Source organism: Xanthomonas albilineans (assembly GCF_009931595.1).
GTDB lineage: Bacteria > Pseudomonadota > Gammaproteobacteria > Xanthomonadales > Xanthomonadaceae > Xanthomonas_A > Xanthomonas_A albilineans.
On the sequence record NZ_CP046570.1, the window covers coordinates 1,262,209 to 1,279,390 of the forward strand.

The following is a 17,182-nucleotide window of genomic DNA, read 5'->3' on the forward strand; positions in this document are numbered from 1 at the left end:
CCAAAGGCGCAATCCAGCAAACAAGCGGACAGGTTTCAATCCACACGCCCGACTTGCCGGTGGCTGGGCATGGTGGCCGTCGATCCTCGCGGCCGACCGGCAGTATGGCGTGTCGCCGGCATGAAAGGGTGTTGCTCTCCTCGCAGTCTTGGTAAGGTCGTCAGCCGTCCTTACCATTACTCACGCAACGCTTGTCTTTTCGACAGCGAACGTCCAGGAGAACCGCATGGCCTACACCCTTCCCAAACTGCCCTACGCTTACGCCGATCTGGAGCCGCACATCGATGCGCAGACGATGGAAATTCATCACTCCAAGCATCACAACACCTACATCACCAATGTCAACGCCGCGCTGGAAGGCACCGAGTACGCCGATCTGCCGGTGGAGGTTCTGTTGTCCAAGCTGAAGTCGCTGCCTGAGAACTTGCAGGGGTCGGTGCGCAACAACGGCGGCGGTCACGCCAATCACTTGCAGTTCTGGACGGTGATGGCGCCCAATGCGGGTGGTACCCCGAGCGGCAACGTCGCCAAGGCCATCGAGCGTGAGCTCGGGGGCTTCGACAAGTTCAAGGAAGCCTTCACCAAGGCCGCACTGGCCCGTTTCGGCAGCGGCTGGGCGTGGATGAGTGTCACCCCGAACAAGACGCTGGTGGTCGAGAGTACCGCCAACCAGGACAGCCCGCTGTTCGAAGGCAATACGCCGATCCTGGGTCTGGACGTGTGGGAACACGCGTATTACCTGAAGTACCAGAACCGTCGTCCGGACTACATCGGCGCGTTTTTCAATGTCATCGACTGGAAAGAAGTGGAGCGCCGTTACAACGCCGCGATCGGTTGATCGCGCGCCAGCGCTGCGCGGAAGCGAGGCCGGGTTCGCCTAGTCTCGCTTTCTGGAGCGATCCGATGCCCATGCCTGCGCTGGCACAAGCGCAGGCCTCGGCTTACGGCAGCGCCGATATCGGCTCTGGCGCCTGATCCAGCGGTTGCAGTGCCATCAGCAGGCCGTGTGCGGTGGCCAAGTGCGCAGTGGCGGGTTGATCCTCAAATAGGCGTGCGCTGCGCAATGGCCGGAAATGGCCGCGTTCGAAGAACACATGGTTGGTGGTTTGCGCGCTTTTGAGCAGGCGCAGGTCCAGGTTGTTGCGCGGGGTTTCGTTGTGCACGCGGATGGCGCCGTCGTCGAAATGCGTGGCCAATGGCGCCAATTCCGGTGCGCGTGCGGCGGCGAAGAACCCGCCGGCCAGTAGCGAGGGGACGCCCTCGGCGGTTGCGTGGATCCAGGTCATCAGGTCGTCGACCTGTTCGCGGCGGTTGGCGCTGCCGTCCCGCGCCGCATGCAAACGGGTGAAATACAGGTTCAGCGCTTGTCCGTGCAGTTCCACCCGTACCAGTCCGGCCACGCTGTAGTCCTCGGACGGATGCAGTAGGGTTTCGGCTTCTTCCAATACCGGCAGGTGGGTCAGTAGCGCATTGCCGCGGCGCTGTGGCCGGCTTGGCGGGTCGGGGCTGATGAAGTGGCAGTGGTAGCCGAGTCGCGCCGCCAGCCACTGCGCCTGATTTGGCATGTCGGGGGTTTGCAGCACTTCCTGTACGGCAATGGCATCGGGATGCAGACGTTGCAGCGCTTCGACGAGGTGTTCGCCGCGCGTAGGCCAAGCGTCGCGTTCCTGCGCAAGGTTGAGTGTGACAATCGTGAGCGCGGCCCCCGGTGCGCCATGCTCTGAAGTCACTACGGATGGTAGCGCCTGCGCATGCACCGCCGCGGCCAGTAGCAACCAGCCGGTGCGATGCCATGGAGAAATGAGGGTGCTCATTGGCTCCATGCTAGGACGCCTGTCTTCAGCATTGCGTGTAGGGCGCGAGATGGCTTGCGGCTGCGACGCGAGCCGCAAGCCATCATCGCGCCCGCGCCTGATGCATGCGCTGCCGGAGTTTCTGGGACTGTCAGGGGGGCAGCACCCTCTCTTGCAGCTGCAGCGGCGCGCTGGCTTCGGCCTGTGTCGCCGAACGTCCAAGCATGAATGCGTAAGTGCCGGCGGCGATGTGCCAGTGGCGTTGTGCCGGGTCGTAGTCGGCCAGGGTCTTGGGCTCGGCGACGATGTGGATGCGACGGCTTTCGCCGGGCTTGAGCATTACTTTTTTCCAGCCGACCAAGCGGATCGGCGTGGCGTGCCCTTGCGGCAGGCGTAGATACAGTTGGGCGACATCGGCGCCTTCGCGCGTGCCGGTATTGCGCACCTCGACGCTGGCGACGACATTGGCCCCGTCCATCCGCACGCTGAAGTTGGCGTAGGCGAACTGCGTGTAGGACAGACCATAGCCAAACGGATACAGCGGTTTCAGCCCGCGCGCGGCGAACCAGCGGTAGCCGACATTGGCCCCTTCGATGGTGTAATCGACGTTGCGGCCGGCCGGTTGTGCCGGGTTGGGGCCCAGTCCTGGAATCGAGGGACGCGGGAGTTGCGCCACGTCGCGCAGCCAGGTGACCGGCAGGCGGCCGGACGGATTGACGTCGCCCAGCAGCAGGCGCGCCAGCCCTTCGCCACCGCGGATGCCGGGGTACCAGGCTTCCAGTACCGCCGGCACCTGTCGTAGCCACGGCATCGCCACCGGGCCATTGGTCTCCAGGACCACGACTGTGCGTGGATTGGCCTTGGCCACGGCAGCGATCAGCGCGTCCTGCTGGCCGGGAAGGCGGATGTCGGGCAGGTCCACCGATTCGGCCGCCCACTGCGTGGCGAATACGATCACCGCTTCGGCACTGCGCGCGAGCTTGGCCGCGGCGGCTAGATCATCGCCGCTGGCGTAGTCGATCTGCGCCTCTGGTAGTGCCTTGCGCAGCGCCTGCAGCGGCGAGGAGGGGTGGTACATCACCGGGCCGGGCCACGTGGTCGGGGCGATGTCCGGTACCGCATTGCCGCCGTTGGCGGTGAAGCCGACCATCGATGAACCGCCACCGCCGATTACGCCCTTGTCGGCATGTCCACCGATCACCGCGATGCGGTGCAGGTTGCGCTGTAGCGGCAGCGTCTGCTGCTCGTTGCGCAGCAGCACCGTGCCTTCCTCGACCAGACGTTGCGCGATCAGCCCACCAGCGGCATCGTCGATTGGTTGGTGTTGCGGCGGGTGGTCGTAGCTGCCTGTGGCGATGAAGGCACGCAGGATCCGCCGGACCATGTCGTCCACGCGTGCCTGCGGCACGCTGCCGGCCGTTACGGCCATGCGTAGCGGCTGGTCGAAGTACACTTCTTTGTCGAACGCTTCGCCGGCCGACTCCTGATCCAGGCCGGCCATCGCCGCCTTGGCGCCGCTATGCACAGCGCCCCAGTCGGACATCACGTAGCCGGGGAACTTCCATTCTTGTTTCAGTACTTTGTTGAGCAAATAGTCGTGCTCGCAGGCGTACACGCCATTGATGCGGTTGTATGCGCACATCACCGCCTGCGGCGCGCCGATCTTCAGCGCCAGTTCGAAGGCCAATAGGTCCGATTCGTGCATGGCCTGTGCGCCGATGTCGGCGCTGTGGCTGTCGCGCCCGGTTTCCAGGTCGTTGAGCGCGAAATGCTTCATGGTCGAGACCACATGCTGGCTTTGCACCCCGCGGATCAATTCGCCGACCATGGCGCCGGCCAACACCGGGTCTTCGCCGGCATACTCGAAGTTGCGACCGTTGCGTGGATCGCGCTGTAGGTTGACGCTGCCGGCCAGCAGCACGTTGAAGCCTTGCTGCCACGCTTCGCGTCCCATGGTGACGCCGCCGGTGTAGGCTAGTTCGCGGTTCCATGTGGAGGTGGTGGCGAGCGTGGACGGCAATGCTGTGGCATGGTCGCCGGGGCGGATGTTGCCTGGATTGGTCACGCCGACCCCGGCATCGGCCAGTTGCTGCGCATGGATGCCCAGGCGCTCAATCGCCGGTACGTAGCCGGCCGAGCCGATCGCGCCGGGCGGACGCGGATTGCCGTTCTTGCTAAGCCCGAAGTAGCTGCGCAGCATCTGGAATTTTTCGTCCTGGGTCATAGCCTGCACCAGCAGCGCGGCGCGACGGTCTGGTGCCAGGCTACGGTCGGCCCACGGATGCTGTGCATCGATGTTGGTGCTAGGCAGCAGACGCAATGTGTTGAGCCAAGCGAAGTCGTCCGAAGCCGAGGCGCCGTGGCGATTGGTTGTCTGCAACAAGCTGCGGCTGGCGACCGGGACAAAGCGCTCGCGCTGGAAGAATAGCCTGGAGACGGGCTCGGGCCTTGAACGTTTTGAATTCAGCGCGTTGCCGGGACGGCGATTGCCGTGCCCGTCAAGGTTGGCGTTGTTGTCGTCGAAATCGCGGCGGAGCGCAGCTAATCCCGCTGCATCGGTGCCGGCTTTGAAATCGCTCGCCAGCAGCGACGGTGCGCCGTCGGCGCTGTGCGCGATCCACGCAAGCAAATCCTGTAACTCGTGTTGGTTACGGGTGCCGTCGGCGCGATTCAAGTGCAGTGGAGCGGTGTAGAGATTCACTACGCGAGCGCTCACTTCCAGGCGCAGGCGCGTGGCATTGCTGTCGCTGTCGCGTGGGTTCAGGTGAATCTGTTCGCGCGACAGGACCGGGTGTCGGGTCAGTAGCGCATTATCGTGGCGCCGGTTTGCACTGGGCGAATCGATGCTGGCGACGTCCCACGGCTCGCCGAGCTGCGCGGCCAGCCACTGTGCTTGATCAGGCAGTGCGTCGTCCTGCGGCATGTCTTCCAGGACGATGGCGTCCGGTCGTAGCGCGCGCAGCGTATCGGCGATTTGGTCGCGGCGCTGCGGCCAGTCCTGTCGATGCTGAGACAGGTTCAGAGTGACTACGCTTAGAGTCGGGGTGTCCGTGGCTGTGGCTGGCACTGGCGTGGCGAGGACCGGCCAGGCGATTGCGAGGCAACGCAATACTATGGATGCTTTCATAGCGGGTCTGTGGCCTTTCTCTGGTAGCTGAAGGAATGTCGCATCAGTCTCATCTCACGGTTGTGGGATTAGCGTTGGTGGTATGAGGACGGTGCTTCGTCGTTAATCATGATCGGATACAAAAGGAGTCAGGCGCATGCAGTTCCAGCAGAGCCATCAGGAGCCGTGCCTTGGGCTGGGCGATTGGCAGGAACAGCGCGTCGGCGCCGACGGTGCGCGTTTGAATGGGTGGCGAAGCTGGCGTCGTCGGTGCGGAAGGTCTCTATTGGCAATGTCGCCCACTGCGGGTAGGGGATGGAAGCTTATGCCATGTTGGTGCAGATCGGTGCCGAGCAGAGCGGCTTGCGATCTCGCCGGCTTGGTTGTGCTGCATGGCAGCATCGATGGTAGGTGGCGGTTAGCCAAGGGCGGATCATCTTGGCACCTTGCCGAAATTGGCCCCATGATGGCGTCTTGAACCCTGGAGAGGTGGTGCTGATGATGCTGTTCACTGCGTGGGTCGTTGCGCATATCGGCCGCTGCGGGCTTAGCGAGACCACCTTCCTGATGTTCTTCTTCGCCGCGTTCGCTGCTTCGGGCCTGTTCGGGCTATCCGCGTGCCACGGGCGCATGGTTGACCATTACCTTTCCATCTGAGACCTCGCATGCCCTCCATCCCCCCCATCAATCTGATTCTCATCGTCCTCACCGTGCTGGTGTCATGGGGGGCGTTCAACAATCGCAGGCTGCTCGACCGGCTGATTCTGTGGCCGCCGGCGATTGATCGTCACAAGCAGTACGACCGATTGGTGACCTATGGTTTCATCCACGCCGATTTCCCGCACTTGCTGTTCAATATGGTCACGCTGTACTTCTTCGGCGGCCCGATCGAAGTGCTGATGGAGCGTCTGACCGGCAGCACGTTGGTGTATCCGCTGTTTTACCTTGGAGCGCTGCTGGTCTCGATTCTGCCGAGTTACCTGAAGAACCGGAAAAATCCCAATTTCATGAGTCTGGGTGCCTCCGGTGCGGTGTCGGCAGTGCTGTTCGCCTTCATCCTCATAGCGCCTTGGACCGGGATTTTCTTTTTTTTCATCCCGATCCCGATCCCAGCGATCATCTACGCGGTGTTCTACGTCGCTTACAGCATCTGGATGGATCGCCGCGGCGGCGATAATGTCAATCACAGCGCGCATCTGGCCGGTGCGGGGTTCGGGGTGATGTTTGTGCTGATCATGCAGCCAGCGGTGCTGCAGCATTTTCTAAGCGAGTTGGCAAACCCGCGCTTTGGCCCCGGCTGAATTGCACCAGCCGCAGCGCGCGTTGCGGCTGCTCAGGGTGCAGTGGCGTTGTCTCTTCTGCACGGGACGAGGCAAGCTTGGGTGAGCACGTGCGGTGGTCGTGCCGGCGTCAACCGATTTGTTGGCCGCGTAACTGCGCCTTGGCGCTGCCGATGGCAGAATTTTCGTAGGTGCACCGCAGGCGCTCGTAGATCTCGTCGTTGAGTTGCTTGAATCTTCCGTCGTTGAGTTCGCCGTTGAGTGCGAGTTGGAACATCTCTTCTAGCATGGCTGCATCTGGGTCGCCCTGCTGATATCTGTTCTCGCTCATTACGCCTTGCCCCTGTTCGATCGTGTTGTGATGGGATATGCAACTCCCATGCCAAGGCATTGCCCTGTCATGAGGGTAGCGGCTGCCGATGGCGCGACTTGAGTGTGCTTTAGCGAACGATTTGCTTCACATCACGGTGGCGAGCGGATGTGGACACTGTGCTACCGCAGACACTTCCTTCCTCAGATCCTCATGGCTGCTTCCATCGCGCACGAGCCGCAAGAGCGTCGCTTCACCCTGCACCTTGACGGTCACAGGGCCGAACTCGACTACGTGCTGGAGCGCGAGCGCATGGTGATCGTCCACACCGGCGTGCCGACCGCGATCGGTGGCCGTGGCCTAGCCGCAATGTTGGTGGCGGCAGCGTTGGAATATGCACAGTCGCAAGGAATGAAGGTCGTACCGTCCTGTTCGTATGCCGCGGTCTTCATTCAACGCCACCCACAATACGCGGTGTTGCTCGGTTGAGCGCTCAGGGCAACTCAACCGCACGATGTGCGTCATTCACGTACACACAGCAGAACACGGGAAAGTCGACGTGAGACAGCGCATGCAAATCAGATGTAACCGGCAAGTGGCATGGGTTGTGCTTGCACTGGCAGTGACATTGTCAGTGCTCGGGTGTAAGCGCGAGCAGACGACCGTCTTGGCGCCAACGCTGTCAGCGAGCCAGGCCGATGTGTCTGTTGCAGCAACCGGTGCCGCAGCGTTGGAGTTGAAGGACATCGTCGAGCACAACCCAAACTATGTGATTGGGATGACTTTTCCTGCGGCCATCAACCACTATCCGGGTCTGGCCGAGGCGGCTAATCGTTATGCGCAGCGTGCGCGCGGCGAGTTGATGCAGGCGGTCGAAGGCATCGGTAACGACCGTTCGCGTGCACCTTACGAATTGTCCCTGCAGTTCGATCTGTTGCTGGAACAGCCGGATCTGGTCGCGTTGGCGGCCGATGGCAGTCGCTATACCGGTGGCGCTCATGGCGAGCCACTGCTTGTGCGTTTTGTGTGGTTACCGCAGCAGCAACGTATGCTGACCGCCGAGGAATTGATCCCCGATGCCGGTCATTGGAAGAGTGTGGCTACTTACGCTGCCGCGCAACTTCACCATGCGCTGCGAGCACGGGTTCATGCCGCGCAGCTGCGGCGAGACGATCAGGATCAGCTGATACTCAATGTCGACAAGCTGATCGCCGAGGGCACCACGCCGCAGGCCCGCAACTTCAGTCAGTTCCAGCCGCTGGTCGATGCGAGCGGCAAAATCACCGCTGTGCGCTTTGTGTTTCCGCCGTACCAGGTGGGGGCGTATTCCGATGGCACGCAAATAGTCGACGTGCCGGCCAGTGTATTGCGTGCTCTGGTTGCACCCGAATATGCGAGGTTGTTCGTCGCCTAGCTACTGCTGCAAGGCGAAGCGACTACCTGTGGCGGGTTCCTGTTCGGGCCGTCGCCGCGCCTTGTATCGGGAGTGTGCAATGTTGAACCGAGCATGCCGACGTTTCCACTTTCCTCGGCATCAGTCACACTGAGCAGCATTGTTGTCTTCGCCTCCACTCTCCACCTGCGATTACCCCCAAACCCCTATGAGCAGTTTCGATCAGACCGAGCGACGTGTGGTCTACACATGCGAGCGCTACCATGCATTTCCACGTTCTCCGGCCGTGTTGATGCGGTTGGTCAAGCATCTTTACAAGCGCGTCCACGCCAACGCATGCGTGGCGCTTAAGGATTACGGCATCAGCCCGCCGGAATACGATATCCTGATGATGCTGTACGGCACACCCGGCAACTGCATGACTCCCACCGAAGTGGCCGAGGCTGCCAGTGAGAAACCGGCCAACATCACCCGCCTTACCGATAGCCTCTGCAGCAAGGGTTTGCTGTTGCGCATGGCCAGTCATGAAGACCGCCGCAAGGTTGCAATGACCCTGCAACCAGCCGGTATCGCCTTGATCGAAAGGCTGTTGCCAGATGTGTGCGCGTTTCTATACGCCGAAACCAAAGGCCTGAATGTCGACGAACAGCAGCAATTGGAGCGTTTGCTGAAAAAGATGTTGAGTGGCGTCGACTCTCACGCTCAGATTGGCTAGCGCCAGCCGCGCGTGCCGTTCGCCGTTACAGATCTTGGCCTGTAACTCACCTGTAACTCACCGTGAGCTACAGCTCCAGTGTTTGTACCAGAGCTCCCGGCGCTGTCGTCAAACGTTGGTATCGCCCAGTGCCGCCGTTGCCGTGCTGCGTCGCGGTGCCGCTGCGCTTGACATAGGCATGCATGTCGGTGGTTGGCTGATCGGCCTCAGGTACTGATGCTGTTTGGTGTGCGTTTTCATTCGTCAAGATGCGTGCCGGAATACGTGCATCGAGCATTGCGGCGAAGTCTGCGCGTAGTTGCAAGCTTGGGCGTGCGGTGAGGGGGCATCGCGCATGCCCAGCCGGTGAATGCGGCCTGTCTGCATCTATGTTCCTGTTGAAGTGGCGTTGCTTTTGACTCGTATATAAGGGACCAAGCCACTGATTCCCGGTGGCGGAATGAGGAGAACGCAATGAACAGCAAGACCAAGACTCTGATGGCGAGCGCGGTGCTGGTGGCGATGGTGGCGATGGCGCCGTGTGCTGGTGCGCAGGCACTGGGTGGCGCGGGCGGCCTGGGCGGTGCGGTGAACGGCACCCTGGGCGGGCAGGCGGCGGGGAATTTGGGCGCTACCGCTGCGGGCGCGGGCCGAGTGGATGCGGGCGCTCCGCTGGAGCATGCCCGCGACGGCATCGAACAAACCTCGCAGCACGTACGGGCGGGCGCAGCGCGCGGTGCGGCGGCGGCACGCAAGACGGCGAGCGGGGCGATGACCGAGGCCGAGGGCGCGATGGGTACTGCTGCCAACGCAGCTAAGTCCGGTACGGCGCTGTCTGCCGCAGGCGACGCGGCCGGCAGTATGGATGGCGTGGCGGGCGCGAGCGGTAAAGCACACAGTCACGCCAAGGGCAGCGCGTCGCATCGCGCGACCAAGGGCGGTGCGGCCGGTGGTGCCGTGTCGGCTTCGGGTCAGGCGGGCGCGGAAGGGAATCAGGCCAGTGGCTCTGCCTCACTTGGCGCGGATGCCGGTGTCTCGGCCGATGGCAAGTAAGCACATCGGTGCGCATTGGTATCGCCCTTTACGGCGTGCCTAATGTCGATCGGTTTGTCACGACGCCCGGCCGGTCCGGGCGTCGTGCTGTCCATGCGAGTGTTTTGTTCGTCCCGATCCTGTTGCAGTGGAGTTTGCCCCGTGGAAGTGAAGATGCCGCTCGCTGTCTGCGAGTGGCCGAGCGTGGCGGCGGCAGCGATGTGCAGGCTCGCTCTAGTACCATTCCCGAGAAACGAGGCTCATGGAGATGCAGACCACGGCTTATGCCTTTACTGCGACGACCCTGGATGGCCATGTTCAGCCGCTGGTCGATTACGCCGGCAATGTGCTGCTGATCGTCAATGTTGCATCCAAATGCGGCTTCACTCCGCAATATGCAGGTCTGCAGGCGCTGTGGGAGCGGTACCGCGATCGTGGCCTGGTGGTACTCGGTTTCCCGTGCGATCAGTTCGGTCATCAGGAACCGGGCAATGCCGATGAGATCCGCCAGTTCTGTTCGTTGAGCTACGGTGTCGATTTCCCGATGTTCGCCAAGGTGCAGGTCAATGGCGAGAATGCGCATCCGTTGTGGCGCTGGCTCAAGCAGCAAAAGTCGGGTGCGTTCGGAATCGCGGCGATCAAATGGAATTTCAGCAAGTTTCTGCTTGATCGCAAGGGGCAGGTGCTGGCGCGTTATGCGCCCACCACCAAGCCGGAAGCGCTGGCCGTACAGATCGAGCGCGCGTTGGGCTGAGCGCGGCGATGCCTGCTGTCGTCGAGTCCTGACGACGGATCGAGCTTCTGCCGCACTATTTTTCGACGAAAGCGCGCTCGAATACGTAGTGGCCCAGGGCGCCGATGCGCGGCGAAGCGACGAAGCCGCGCGCGTCCAGGCTCTGGCGCAGATCGGCCAGCATCTGTGGGCTGCCGCAGATCATCGCGCGGTCGTGCTCCGGATCCAGCGGCGGCAGGCCCAGCGTGCGCTGCATCGCGCCGCTGACGATCAACTCGGTGAGGCGGCCATGGTTGCGGAATGTCTGGCGGGTCACCGCCGGGTAGTACAGCAGTTTCTCGCGGATGGTTTCGCCGAGGAATTCGTGTTGCGGCAGTTCCTTCTCGACATAGTCGCGATAAGCCAGGTCCTTCTCGAAGCGCACGCCGTGGGTGAGGATCACTTTGTCGAAGCGTTCGTAGGTTTCCGGATCCTTGATTACCGACAGCCACGGCGCCAGACCGGTGCCGGTGCCCAGTAGATACAGATGCCGGCCTGGATGCAGGTCGCTGATCAGGAGCGTGCCGGTGGGTTTCTTACCGACCAGCACCGAATCGCCTGGCTTGATGTGCTGCAGGCGTGAAGTCAGTGGGCCGTTCGGCACCTTGATGCTGAAGAACTCCAGCTGCTCCTCCCAGTTGGCGCTGGCGATGGAGTAGGCGCGTAGCAGCGGCCGGCTCTCCGTCTCCAGGCCGATCATCACGAACTGGCCGTTTTCGAAACGAAAGCCATCGTTGCGGGTGGTGGTGAAGCTGAAGTAGTCGTCGGTCCAGTGACGGACATCGAGCACCGTTTCGGGGCCAAAAGCGGAGGACATGCTGTTGATCGTGATGGGGAAGGAGCGGAAATCATTCTATCCCATGGTTGTTCAGGCGATATCCGATCTTATTTGTGTCCGTCCCGACGTCGGATCTGCGCGCCAGCTCGTTTCACTTCTCGAACGAGATTTCATACGACAGGTACAGCGGTGCCTGCGGCGGCGCCAGCAGCGGGCGTTGACGCAGAAAGCGTTCCAGACACAGCGCCAGCGGTGTGGTGCCATTGCGCCAGCTTGCGCCGACACTGCCGTCGGCCTGCAACTGAACTACGATGACGAACGCGGAGGTATCCGGACGCGGCGTGGCGCAATTGGCCACACCCTCGTCCAGTGCCGCGCGTTGCAGCGTGTGCAAATGCTCGCTCAGTGGCGTCGGCAGCATGGCCTCGTCGTGGTCTGCGAGGGCCTTGGCCGCGCTGTAGTCCACTGGCATCGACGGGGCGGCGGACGCGGGCGCGGCAAGCAGGGCGGCAAGTAGGCAGGGCAGAAAGCGATGCATCGTGGCGGGTGTCGGATTGGGGGGGATCGGACTCAACGATACCCAGCGGCCTGTAGTTCGAACAGTTCCGCGTAGCGTCCGCCTTGTGCCATCAGCTCGTCATGAGTGCCATTGGCTTCGATGCGGCCATCGGCCAGTACCAAGATGCGGTCGGCCATGCGCACGCTGGAAAAGCGGTGCGAGATCAGCACGGCGGTGCGCTCTGCGGACAGTTCCTTGAAGCGCTGGAACACCTCGAACTCGCTGCGCGCGTCCAGCGCCGCGGTCGGTTCGTCGAGGATCATGACCTGCGCCTCGCGCATGTAGGCGCGGGCGATGGCGATTTTCTGCCACTGTCCGCCGGACAGGTCCACGCCAGTTTTGAAGCGGCGTCCGATCACCTGCGCGTAGCCCTGTGGCAGGCTCTCGATCAACTCGGCGGCCATCGCGCGCTGCGCTGCTCGGCGGATACGTGCATGGTCGTTCAGCGCTGCGATCTGGCCGACGCCGATGTTCTCGCCAGCGCTGAAGTGGTAGCGCACGAAGTCCTGGAAGATCACCCCGAGGTTGCTGCGCAGGTCGTCCAGATCGTAATCGCGCAAGTCGCGGCCATCGAGCAGGATGCGGCCTTCGTCGGGGTCATACAGCCGCGCCAGCAGTTTGACCAGGGTGGTTTTGCCGGTGCCGTTCTCGCCCACCAGCGCCAACACTTCGCCTGCGCGCAGTTCGAAGTTCAGGTCGCGCACCGTCCATCGTTGGGCATCGGGATAGCGGAAGCCGACATTTTCGAACACGATGCCGTGCGCGATCGGACGCGGCACCGGCAAGGCGTCGGGCCGCGAGCGGATCTCAGGCACGATGCGGAAGAATGCGTACAGGTCGTCTAGATACAGCGCTTGTCCGGCCACCTGTGAGAAACCGATCAGCAGCCCTTCGAACAATTGGCGCAGGCGCAGGAAGCTGCCGGCCAGGAAGGTCAGGTCGCCGATGCTGAAATCCCCACGCACGGTACGCCAGGCGATATAGCCGTAGGCGGCGTAGTAACCCAGCGTGCCCAGCGCGGCCAGCAGCGTGCCCCACAGCATGCGCTTGCGTGCCAGCGTGCGGTTGGCTTGGAAGAAGCGCTCGGCCAGCGTGCGGTAGCGCGCGATCAGAAACCTGTGCAAGTTGAAGATTTTCACTTCCTTGGCGGTCTCGACGCTGGCACCGAGTTGGCGCAGGTAGTCGAGTTGGCGGCGCTCGGCGGTCCATTGGAAGTTGAGCGCATAGCCCAGCGCATTGAAATGCGCTTCGCCAATGAATGCCGGTAGCAAGGCCAGCGCAAGCAATGCGATCAGCCACGGTGCGTAAACCAGCAGACCGATCGCGAAACTGATGACGGTGATCGCATCCTGCACCTGGCCGAACAATTGGCTCATCAGGTTCATCCGGCCCATGGTCTGGCGTCGCGCGCGGTCGAGCCGGTCCTGCTGCTCTGGGTTCTCGAAATCCTCAAGGTCCAACTGTGAGGCATGCTCCATCAATTGCACACTGGAGCTGTTGTTGAACAGTTCCGACAGCAGCGTGTCGGCATAGCTGATCAGTCGCCCGAGCAGGTCCGACCCGATCGCCAACGTCAGTTCCAGCGCCAGCAGTTCCAGTAGCCGGTTCAGCCGGCCACTGCTCAGCGCTTGGCCGAAGGCGACGATGTGCTGGGATTGCCCGACCAGGTGGATGGTCTCATCGATCAGCAATTTGCCGACGTACAGCGCAGCCACAGGCAGCAGTGCGCGGACGATGCGCAGGCCGATGCTGCTGAGGGTCAGCCAGTGGCTGCTCTGCCAGATCTGGCGTAGGAACGGCGGCAGGTTGCGCATTGCCGCGAAGCGTTCGCGCAGGCTTGGGCCGGTGCGGGAGGCGGGGCGGGTGGCGCCGTGAGACGGAGAGGCGGATGTCATCGGCACAGTGTGCCGATGCTGGTGTGGGCGGGGAGTGTGGGGTGTCCACAACCGTGGGCAAGAACGCAACAGGGCGTCCCGGCGTGACCGCGCGGCGGAGCGGACACTTTGCCCTAAAATAGTCGGGTTTCCCCAGCCAGCCGCAGAGCCCGCCGTGACCTCGATCAAGCAGGAAGACCTCATCCAGTCCGTCGCCGACGCGCTGCAATACATCAGCTACTACCACCCGGTCGATTACATCAAGAGCCTGTCGGCGGCTTACGTGCGCGAGCAGTCGCCTGCGGCCAAGGATGCGATTGCGCAGATCCTAATCAACTCGCGCCTGTGCGCCGAGGGCCACCGGCCGATCTGTCAGGACACCGGCATCGTGACCGTGTTCCTCCAGATCGGTATGCAGGTGCGCTGGGACGACGCCACGATGGGCGTGGAGGACATGGTCAACGAAGGTGTGCGGCGTGCCTACAACCATCCGGACAATAAACTGCGCGCCTCGGTGTTGGCCGACCCGGCCGGCAAGCGCCAGAACACCAAGGACAACACGCCGGCGGTGGTCAACGTCAAGGTCGTTCCGGGCGATCGGGTGGATGTGATCGTCGCCGCCAAGGGCGGTGGTTCGGAGGCTAAGAGCAAGTTCGCCATGCTCAATCCTTCCGACTCCATCGTCGATTGGGTGCTCAAGACCGTGCCGACCATGGGCGCTGGCTGGTGTCCGCCGGGCATCCTCGGTATCGGCATCGGCGGTACCGCCGAGAAGGCCATGCTGCTGGCCAAAGAGGCGCTGATGGAGCCGATCGACATCGTCGACTTGCAGGCGCGCGGTGCCTCCAACCGCGCCGAGGAGTTGCGCTTGGAGCTGTACGAAAAGGTCAACGCCTTGGGCATCGGCGCGCAGGGCCTGGGCGGTTTGACCACCGTGTTGGATATCAAGGTCAAGGATTACCCGACCCACGCCGCCAACCTGCCGGTGGCGATGATCCCCAACTGCGCGGCCACCCGGCATGCGCACTTCACCCTGGATGGCAGTGGTCCGGTGATGTTGGATCCGCCGTCGTTGGAAGACTGGCCCACGCTGACCTACAACCCGAGCAACGCGCGCCGGGTCGATCTGGACACCATCACCCGCGAGGATGTGGCCAGCTTCAAGCCCGGCGAGGTGATTCTGCTCAACGGCAAGCTGCTCACCGGCCGCGACGCCGCGCACAAGCGCATGATCGATATGCTCAACCGTGGCGAAACCCTGCCGGTGGATTTCACCAACCGCTTTATCTACTACGTTGGCCCGGTCGATCCGGTGCGCGACGAGGTCGTGGGGCCGGCCGGCCCGACCACCGCCACGCGCATGGATAAATTCACCCGTCAGATGCTGGAGCAGACCGGCTTGCTGGGCATGGTCGGCAAGTCCGAGCGCGGCGATGCGGCGATTGCCGCGATCCGCGACAACAAGGCGGTGTACCTCATGGCGGTGGGCGGCGCGGCCTACCTGGTGTCCAAGGCGATCAAGGCCAGCAAGGTGCTGGCGTTCGAGGATCTGGGCATGGAGGCGATCTACGAGTTCGAGGTCAAGGACATGCCGGTGACCGTGGCAGTCGATGCCAATGGCGAGTCGGTGCACAAGACCGGCCCGCGCGAGTGGCAGGCGCGCATCGGTAAGATCCCGGTCGTGGTCGAACCTGCTTGAGCCTGCGCTGATCGGCGGCGTTGGCCATGCGGCGGCGCCCTAGAACCATTCCAGTAGCGAAATCCCCAGGCCAAGGTAAGTCGCGCGATGGTTGTAGTCGATCATGCTTTCGCCATAGCCGTCGAACACCTGCACATGACCGCGTAACAGGTGGCTGATCGGAAAGCCCCAGTCCAGTTGCACCGCGCCGTGAGCGCGGTCGCCGCCGCGCAGCGAATGCCGCGCCATCAGCGCCAACTCCTGGCCGTCATGGTTGTAGATCAAGGTCGCGTCGCCGCGGCCCATGTAATCTTCGATGTCCGGGTTGTTGTCCTGCTTGCGGGTTTCCGGGAGCCGGTACCACGGGCGCAGGATCAGCGCCCAGTTGTCGCGATCCAGGCCGATGTTGAGGATCGCTCGGTTCCAGCTGCGCGACAGCGGATCGCTCTGACCGTTGGACTGATGGGTCAACTGGATCGCACTCATCCGGCCCTTCCAGCCGAACAGGCTGTAGTCGTTGCGGAACGCCAGGATCAGTTCCGGCTCGTAGTCGGTTTCGCGGAACGGCCGCGACTGTCGGGCGTTGTAGAGCTGCCAGCGCGAACTCTGGGTGTAAGTCGCCCACAGGTCGCCGTTGTCGCCGAAGATGTTCTGCGCGATCTTGGTTTTCATGCTGAGCTGGAATTTCACTTCCATGCTGTCCAGCTGTTCCGCGCGGGTCACCGTGTTGAACGGGTTCGGCGAGGTGGGCAGCGTGTTTTTCCTGCTGGTCCAGAACGCTGGTAGCAGATACATCGGCTTGTAGCCGCGTAGCTGGAAGGTGCCTAGCTTGGAGTCTTGCGCCAGCTCCCAGCGGCTGTCCAGCATCGAGCCATTGCCGGCGTTGGCGATGGTGCTGTCGTAACGATCCTGCTGGAACGGTGGGTTGGCGTGTGGGCGTGTACGTTTGGCGACTCCAGTGTCCTTTGGCAATGTGGTGTCCAGTGGCTGTTTCTGGCGTTTGCCTGGGGGCTGGGGGGGCGAGTCGGGTGCTGGCGGGCTGGCGACCCGGCGCGACAAGGCTTGGTCGTAACACGACAGGCGCGCGGCATCGTTGGAAATGGCGACGCAGGCTTCCGGTGAGGCGGGGGTGGGCATGAATTCTTGTGCGTGCGCCAGCTGCACGGTTGCGATCGACAGTAACAGCAGGTGGGGAGCCTTGCGGTGAGGCATCTTTTTTCGTTCTCGTTGCTGGTGTTGGCGCGGATGTGTGGTTGCTGCGGGAGGGGGCGAGGAAAATACATGGGGCTTATTCTCACGCACGCATCAGGTGGCGTCGACAGCGCCTTCAGAACAGCCACGCTGCGGCGAACAGACCGATCATGCTCAGGGCCAGGGCGAGTTTGGCCGCCATGCCGAGGACGATGCCCATCCACGTCCCCATCCCCACCTTTGCGGCTTGTCGCAACTGGCGGCTGTGCCAGTATTCGCCGGCCAACGCGCCGACGAAGGGGCCGACGAACAGACCGATTGGCATGTAGGGCAGGCCAGCGATGCTCCCCAGAATTGCGCCCCACACGGCTTTGCGGCTGGCGCCGACGCGACTGGCGCCTAACGCGGTGGCTAGCAGGTCCACCAGAAGCGAGGCTGCGGTAAACACAGCCAGCACGGTCAGCGTGGTCCAGCCAACGTGCTCGAAGTCATCGGCCCAGGCCGCCAGAAGCATGCCGGCGAACATCAGCGGCGTGCCGGGCAGGGCGGGTAGCACGACCCCGGCCAGTCCGATCACGACAAGCAGGCTGGCACAGAAGTAGTAGATGAACCCAGGGCTCACGTGGCTTGTTACGCTGGTCGTTTTAGGGTTGACAGTGGCGTGTATTTGTTGATTGCATTTTCATTTTGGCCGGGGTAAGTTGCAGCCGCTGTGCTTGCAA

At 62.7% G+C, this 17,182-nt stretch carries 17 protein-coding genes and 3 pseudogenes; 9 read left to right on the forward strand and 11 right to left on the reverse strand.

The genetic code is table 11. The features are described 5' to 3' along the window. Positions 1-226: 226 nt before the first annotated feature. Complete coding sequence (locus tag XaFJ1_RS05290; protein ID WP_012915634.1) at positions 227-838, forward strand: superoxide dismutase; 612 nt, start codon at positions 227-229, stop codon at positions 836-838. Positions 839-941: 103 nt separating this feature from the next. Here the strand turns inward: XaFJ1_RS05290 and XaFJ1_RS05295 are convergent, their stop codons facing one another. From XaFJ1_RS05295 to XaFJ1_RS16430, 3 genes and pseudogenes are all read right to left on the reverse strand, one after another. Further along, positions 942-1,814: an endonuclease/exonuclease/phosphatase family protein gene (locus tag XaFJ1_RS05295; RefSeq protein WP_012915635.1), complete on the reverse strand. Its 873-nt coding sequence runs from the start codon at positions 1,812-1,814 to the stop codon at positions 942-944. Between the two features lie 130 nt (positions 1,815-1,944). After that, complete coding sequence (locus XaFJ1_RS05300) at positions 1,945-4,113, reverse strand: beta-glucosidase family protein (protein ID WP_045757229.1); 2,169 nt, start codon at positions 4,111-4,113, stop codon at positions 1,945-1,947. Positions 4,114-4,422: 309 nt separating this feature from the next. Continuing rightward, positions 4,423-4,920 (reverse strand): annotated as a pseudogene (locus XaFJ1_RS16430) (endonuclease/exonuclease/phosphatase family protein); the annotation flags it as partial. A gap of 477 nt (positions 4,921-5,397) precedes the next feature. Here XaFJ1_RS16430 and XaFJ1_RS15790 point away from each other — a divergent pair. Next, on the forward strand, positions 5,398-5,556 hold the full coding sequence (locus XaFJ1_RS15790; protein ID WP_155393527.1) for a hypothetical protein: 159 nt from the start codon (positions 5,398-5,400) through the stop codon (positions 5,554-5,556). 8 nt (positions 5,557-5,564) lie between these two features. Further along, complete coding sequence (locus XaFJ1_RS05305) at positions 5,565-6,200, forward strand: rhomboid family intramembrane serine protease (protein WP_012915637.1); 636 nt, start codon at positions 5,565-5,567, stop codon at positions 6,198-6,200. A gap of 109 nt (positions 6,201-6,309) precedes the next feature. Here XaFJ1_RS05305 and XaFJ1_RS05310 read toward each other — a convergent pair whose 3' ends face one another. Further along, the gene (locus XaFJ1_RS05310) at positions 6,310-6,510 is read right to left on the reverse strand and encodes a hypothetical protein (RefSeq protein WP_012915638.1); all 201 of its coding nucleotides are present in this window, start codon (positions 6,508-6,510) and stop codon (positions 6,310-6,312) included. A 192-nt stretch (positions 6,511-6,702) separates the two neighbouring features. Between XaFJ1_RS05310 and XaFJ1_RS05315 the strand changes: the two genes are divergently transcribed. The 3 genes from XaFJ1_RS05315 (at position 6,703) to XaFJ1_RS05325 (ending at position 8,597) form a co-directional block, all read left to right on the forward strand. After that, complete coding sequence (locus XaFJ1_RS05315) at positions 6,703-6,978, forward strand: GNAT family N-acetyltransferase (RefSeq protein ID WP_104629956.1); 276 nt, start codon at positions 6,703-6,705, stop codon at positions 6,976-6,978. A gap of 82 nt (positions 6,979-7,060) precedes the next feature. Then, positions 7,061-7,903: a DUF3298 and DUF4163 domain-containing protein gene (locus XaFJ1_RS05320; protein WP_045756780.1), complete on the forward strand. Its 843-nt coding sequence runs from the start codon at positions 7,061-7,063 to the stop codon at positions 7,901-7,903. Between the two features lie 187 nt (positions 7,904-8,090). Further along, positions 8,091-8,597 carry a MarR family winged helix-turn-helix transcriptional regulator gene (locus XaFJ1_RS05325; protein ID WP_012915641.1) on the forward strand — a complete coding sequence of 169 codons (507 nt, stop codon included), beginning with the start codon at positions 8,091-8,093 and terminating at the stop codon, positions 8,595-8,597. 67 nt (positions 8,598-8,664) lie between these two features. Here XaFJ1_RS05325 and XaFJ1_RS05330 read toward each other — a convergent pair whose 3' ends face one another. Then, positions 8,665-8,874 carry a hypothetical protein gene (locus XaFJ1_RS05330; protein WP_045757907.1) on the reverse strand — a complete coding sequence of 70 codons (210 nt, stop codon included), beginning with the start codon at positions 8,872-8,874 and terminating at the stop codon, positions 8,665-8,667. A 176-nt stretch (positions 8,875-9,050) separates the two neighbouring features. On the opposite strand from XaFJ1_RS05330, the gene XaFJ1_RS05335 reads away from it, so the two are divergent. After that, positions 9,051-9,629 (forward strand): hypothetical protein, encoded by a 579-nt coding sequence (locus XaFJ1_RS05335; RefSeq protein ID WP_012915642.1) that lies wholly within the window; start codon positions 9,051-9,053, stop codon positions 9,627-9,629. A gap of 241 nt (positions 9,630-9,870) precedes the next feature. Beyond that, entirely contained in the window at positions 9,871-10,362 is a 492-nt protein-coding gene (locus XaFJ1_RS05340) for a glutathione peroxidase (RefSeq protein ID WP_012915643.1), read from the forward strand. Positions 10,363-10,417: 55 nt separating this feature from the next. On the opposite strand, the gene XaFJ1_RS05345 is transcribed toward XaFJ1_RS05340, so the two are convergent. From XaFJ1_RS05345 to XaFJ1_RS05355, 3 genes are all read right to left on the reverse strand, one after another. Further along, positions 10,418-11,197, reverse strand: a complete 780-nt coding sequence (locus tag XaFJ1_RS05345) for a ferredoxin--NADP reductase (RefSeq protein ID WP_045756782.1) — start codon at positions 11,195-11,197, stop codon at positions 10,418-10,420. Positions 11,198-11,309: 112 nt separating this feature from the next. Next, positions 11,310-11,732 (reverse strand): hypothetical protein, encoded by a 423-nt coding sequence (locus tag XaFJ1_RS15875; RefSeq protein ID WP_012915645.1) that lies wholly within the window; start codon positions 11,730-11,732, stop codon positions 11,310-11,312. Then, positions 11,729-13,612: an ABC transporter ATP-binding protein gene (locus XaFJ1_RS05355; RefSeq protein WP_012915646.1), complete on the reverse strand. Its 1,884-nt coding sequence runs from the start codon at positions 13,610-13,612 to the stop codon at positions 11,729-11,731. The genes XaFJ1_RS15875 and XaFJ1_RS05355 overlap by 4 nt, the downstream gene beginning before the upstream one ends. 154 nt (positions 13,613-13,766) lie before the next feature. Between XaFJ1_RS05355 and XaFJ1_RS05360 the strand changes: the two genes are divergently transcribed. Then, positions 13,767-15,290, forward strand: a complete 1,524-nt coding sequence (locus XaFJ1_RS05360; RefSeq protein WP_012915647.1) for a fumarate hydratase — start codon at positions 13,767-13,769, stop codon at positions 15,288-15,290. A gap of 39 nt (positions 15,291-15,329) precedes the next feature. Here the strand turns inward: XaFJ1_RS05360 and XaFJ1_RS05365 are convergent. The 3 genes and pseudogenes from XaFJ1_RS05365 to XaFJ1_RS05370 form a co-directional block, all read right to left on the reverse strand. After that, positions 15,330-16,160, reverse strand: a pseudogene (locus tag XaFJ1_RS05365) (phospholipase A); the annotation flags it as partial. A gap of 164 nt (positions 16,161-16,324) precedes the next feature. Then, positions 16,325-16,481: pseudogene (locus XaFJ1_RS16480) on the reverse strand (phospholipase A); the annotation flags it as partial. 115 nt (positions 16,482-16,596) lie between these two features. Beyond that, entirely contained in the window at positions 16,597-17,082 is a 486-nt protein-coding gene (locus XaFJ1_RS05370) for a DUF456 domain-containing protein (protein WP_012915649.1), read from the reverse strand. Between the last annotated feature and the right edge of the window lie 100 nt (positions 17,083-17,182).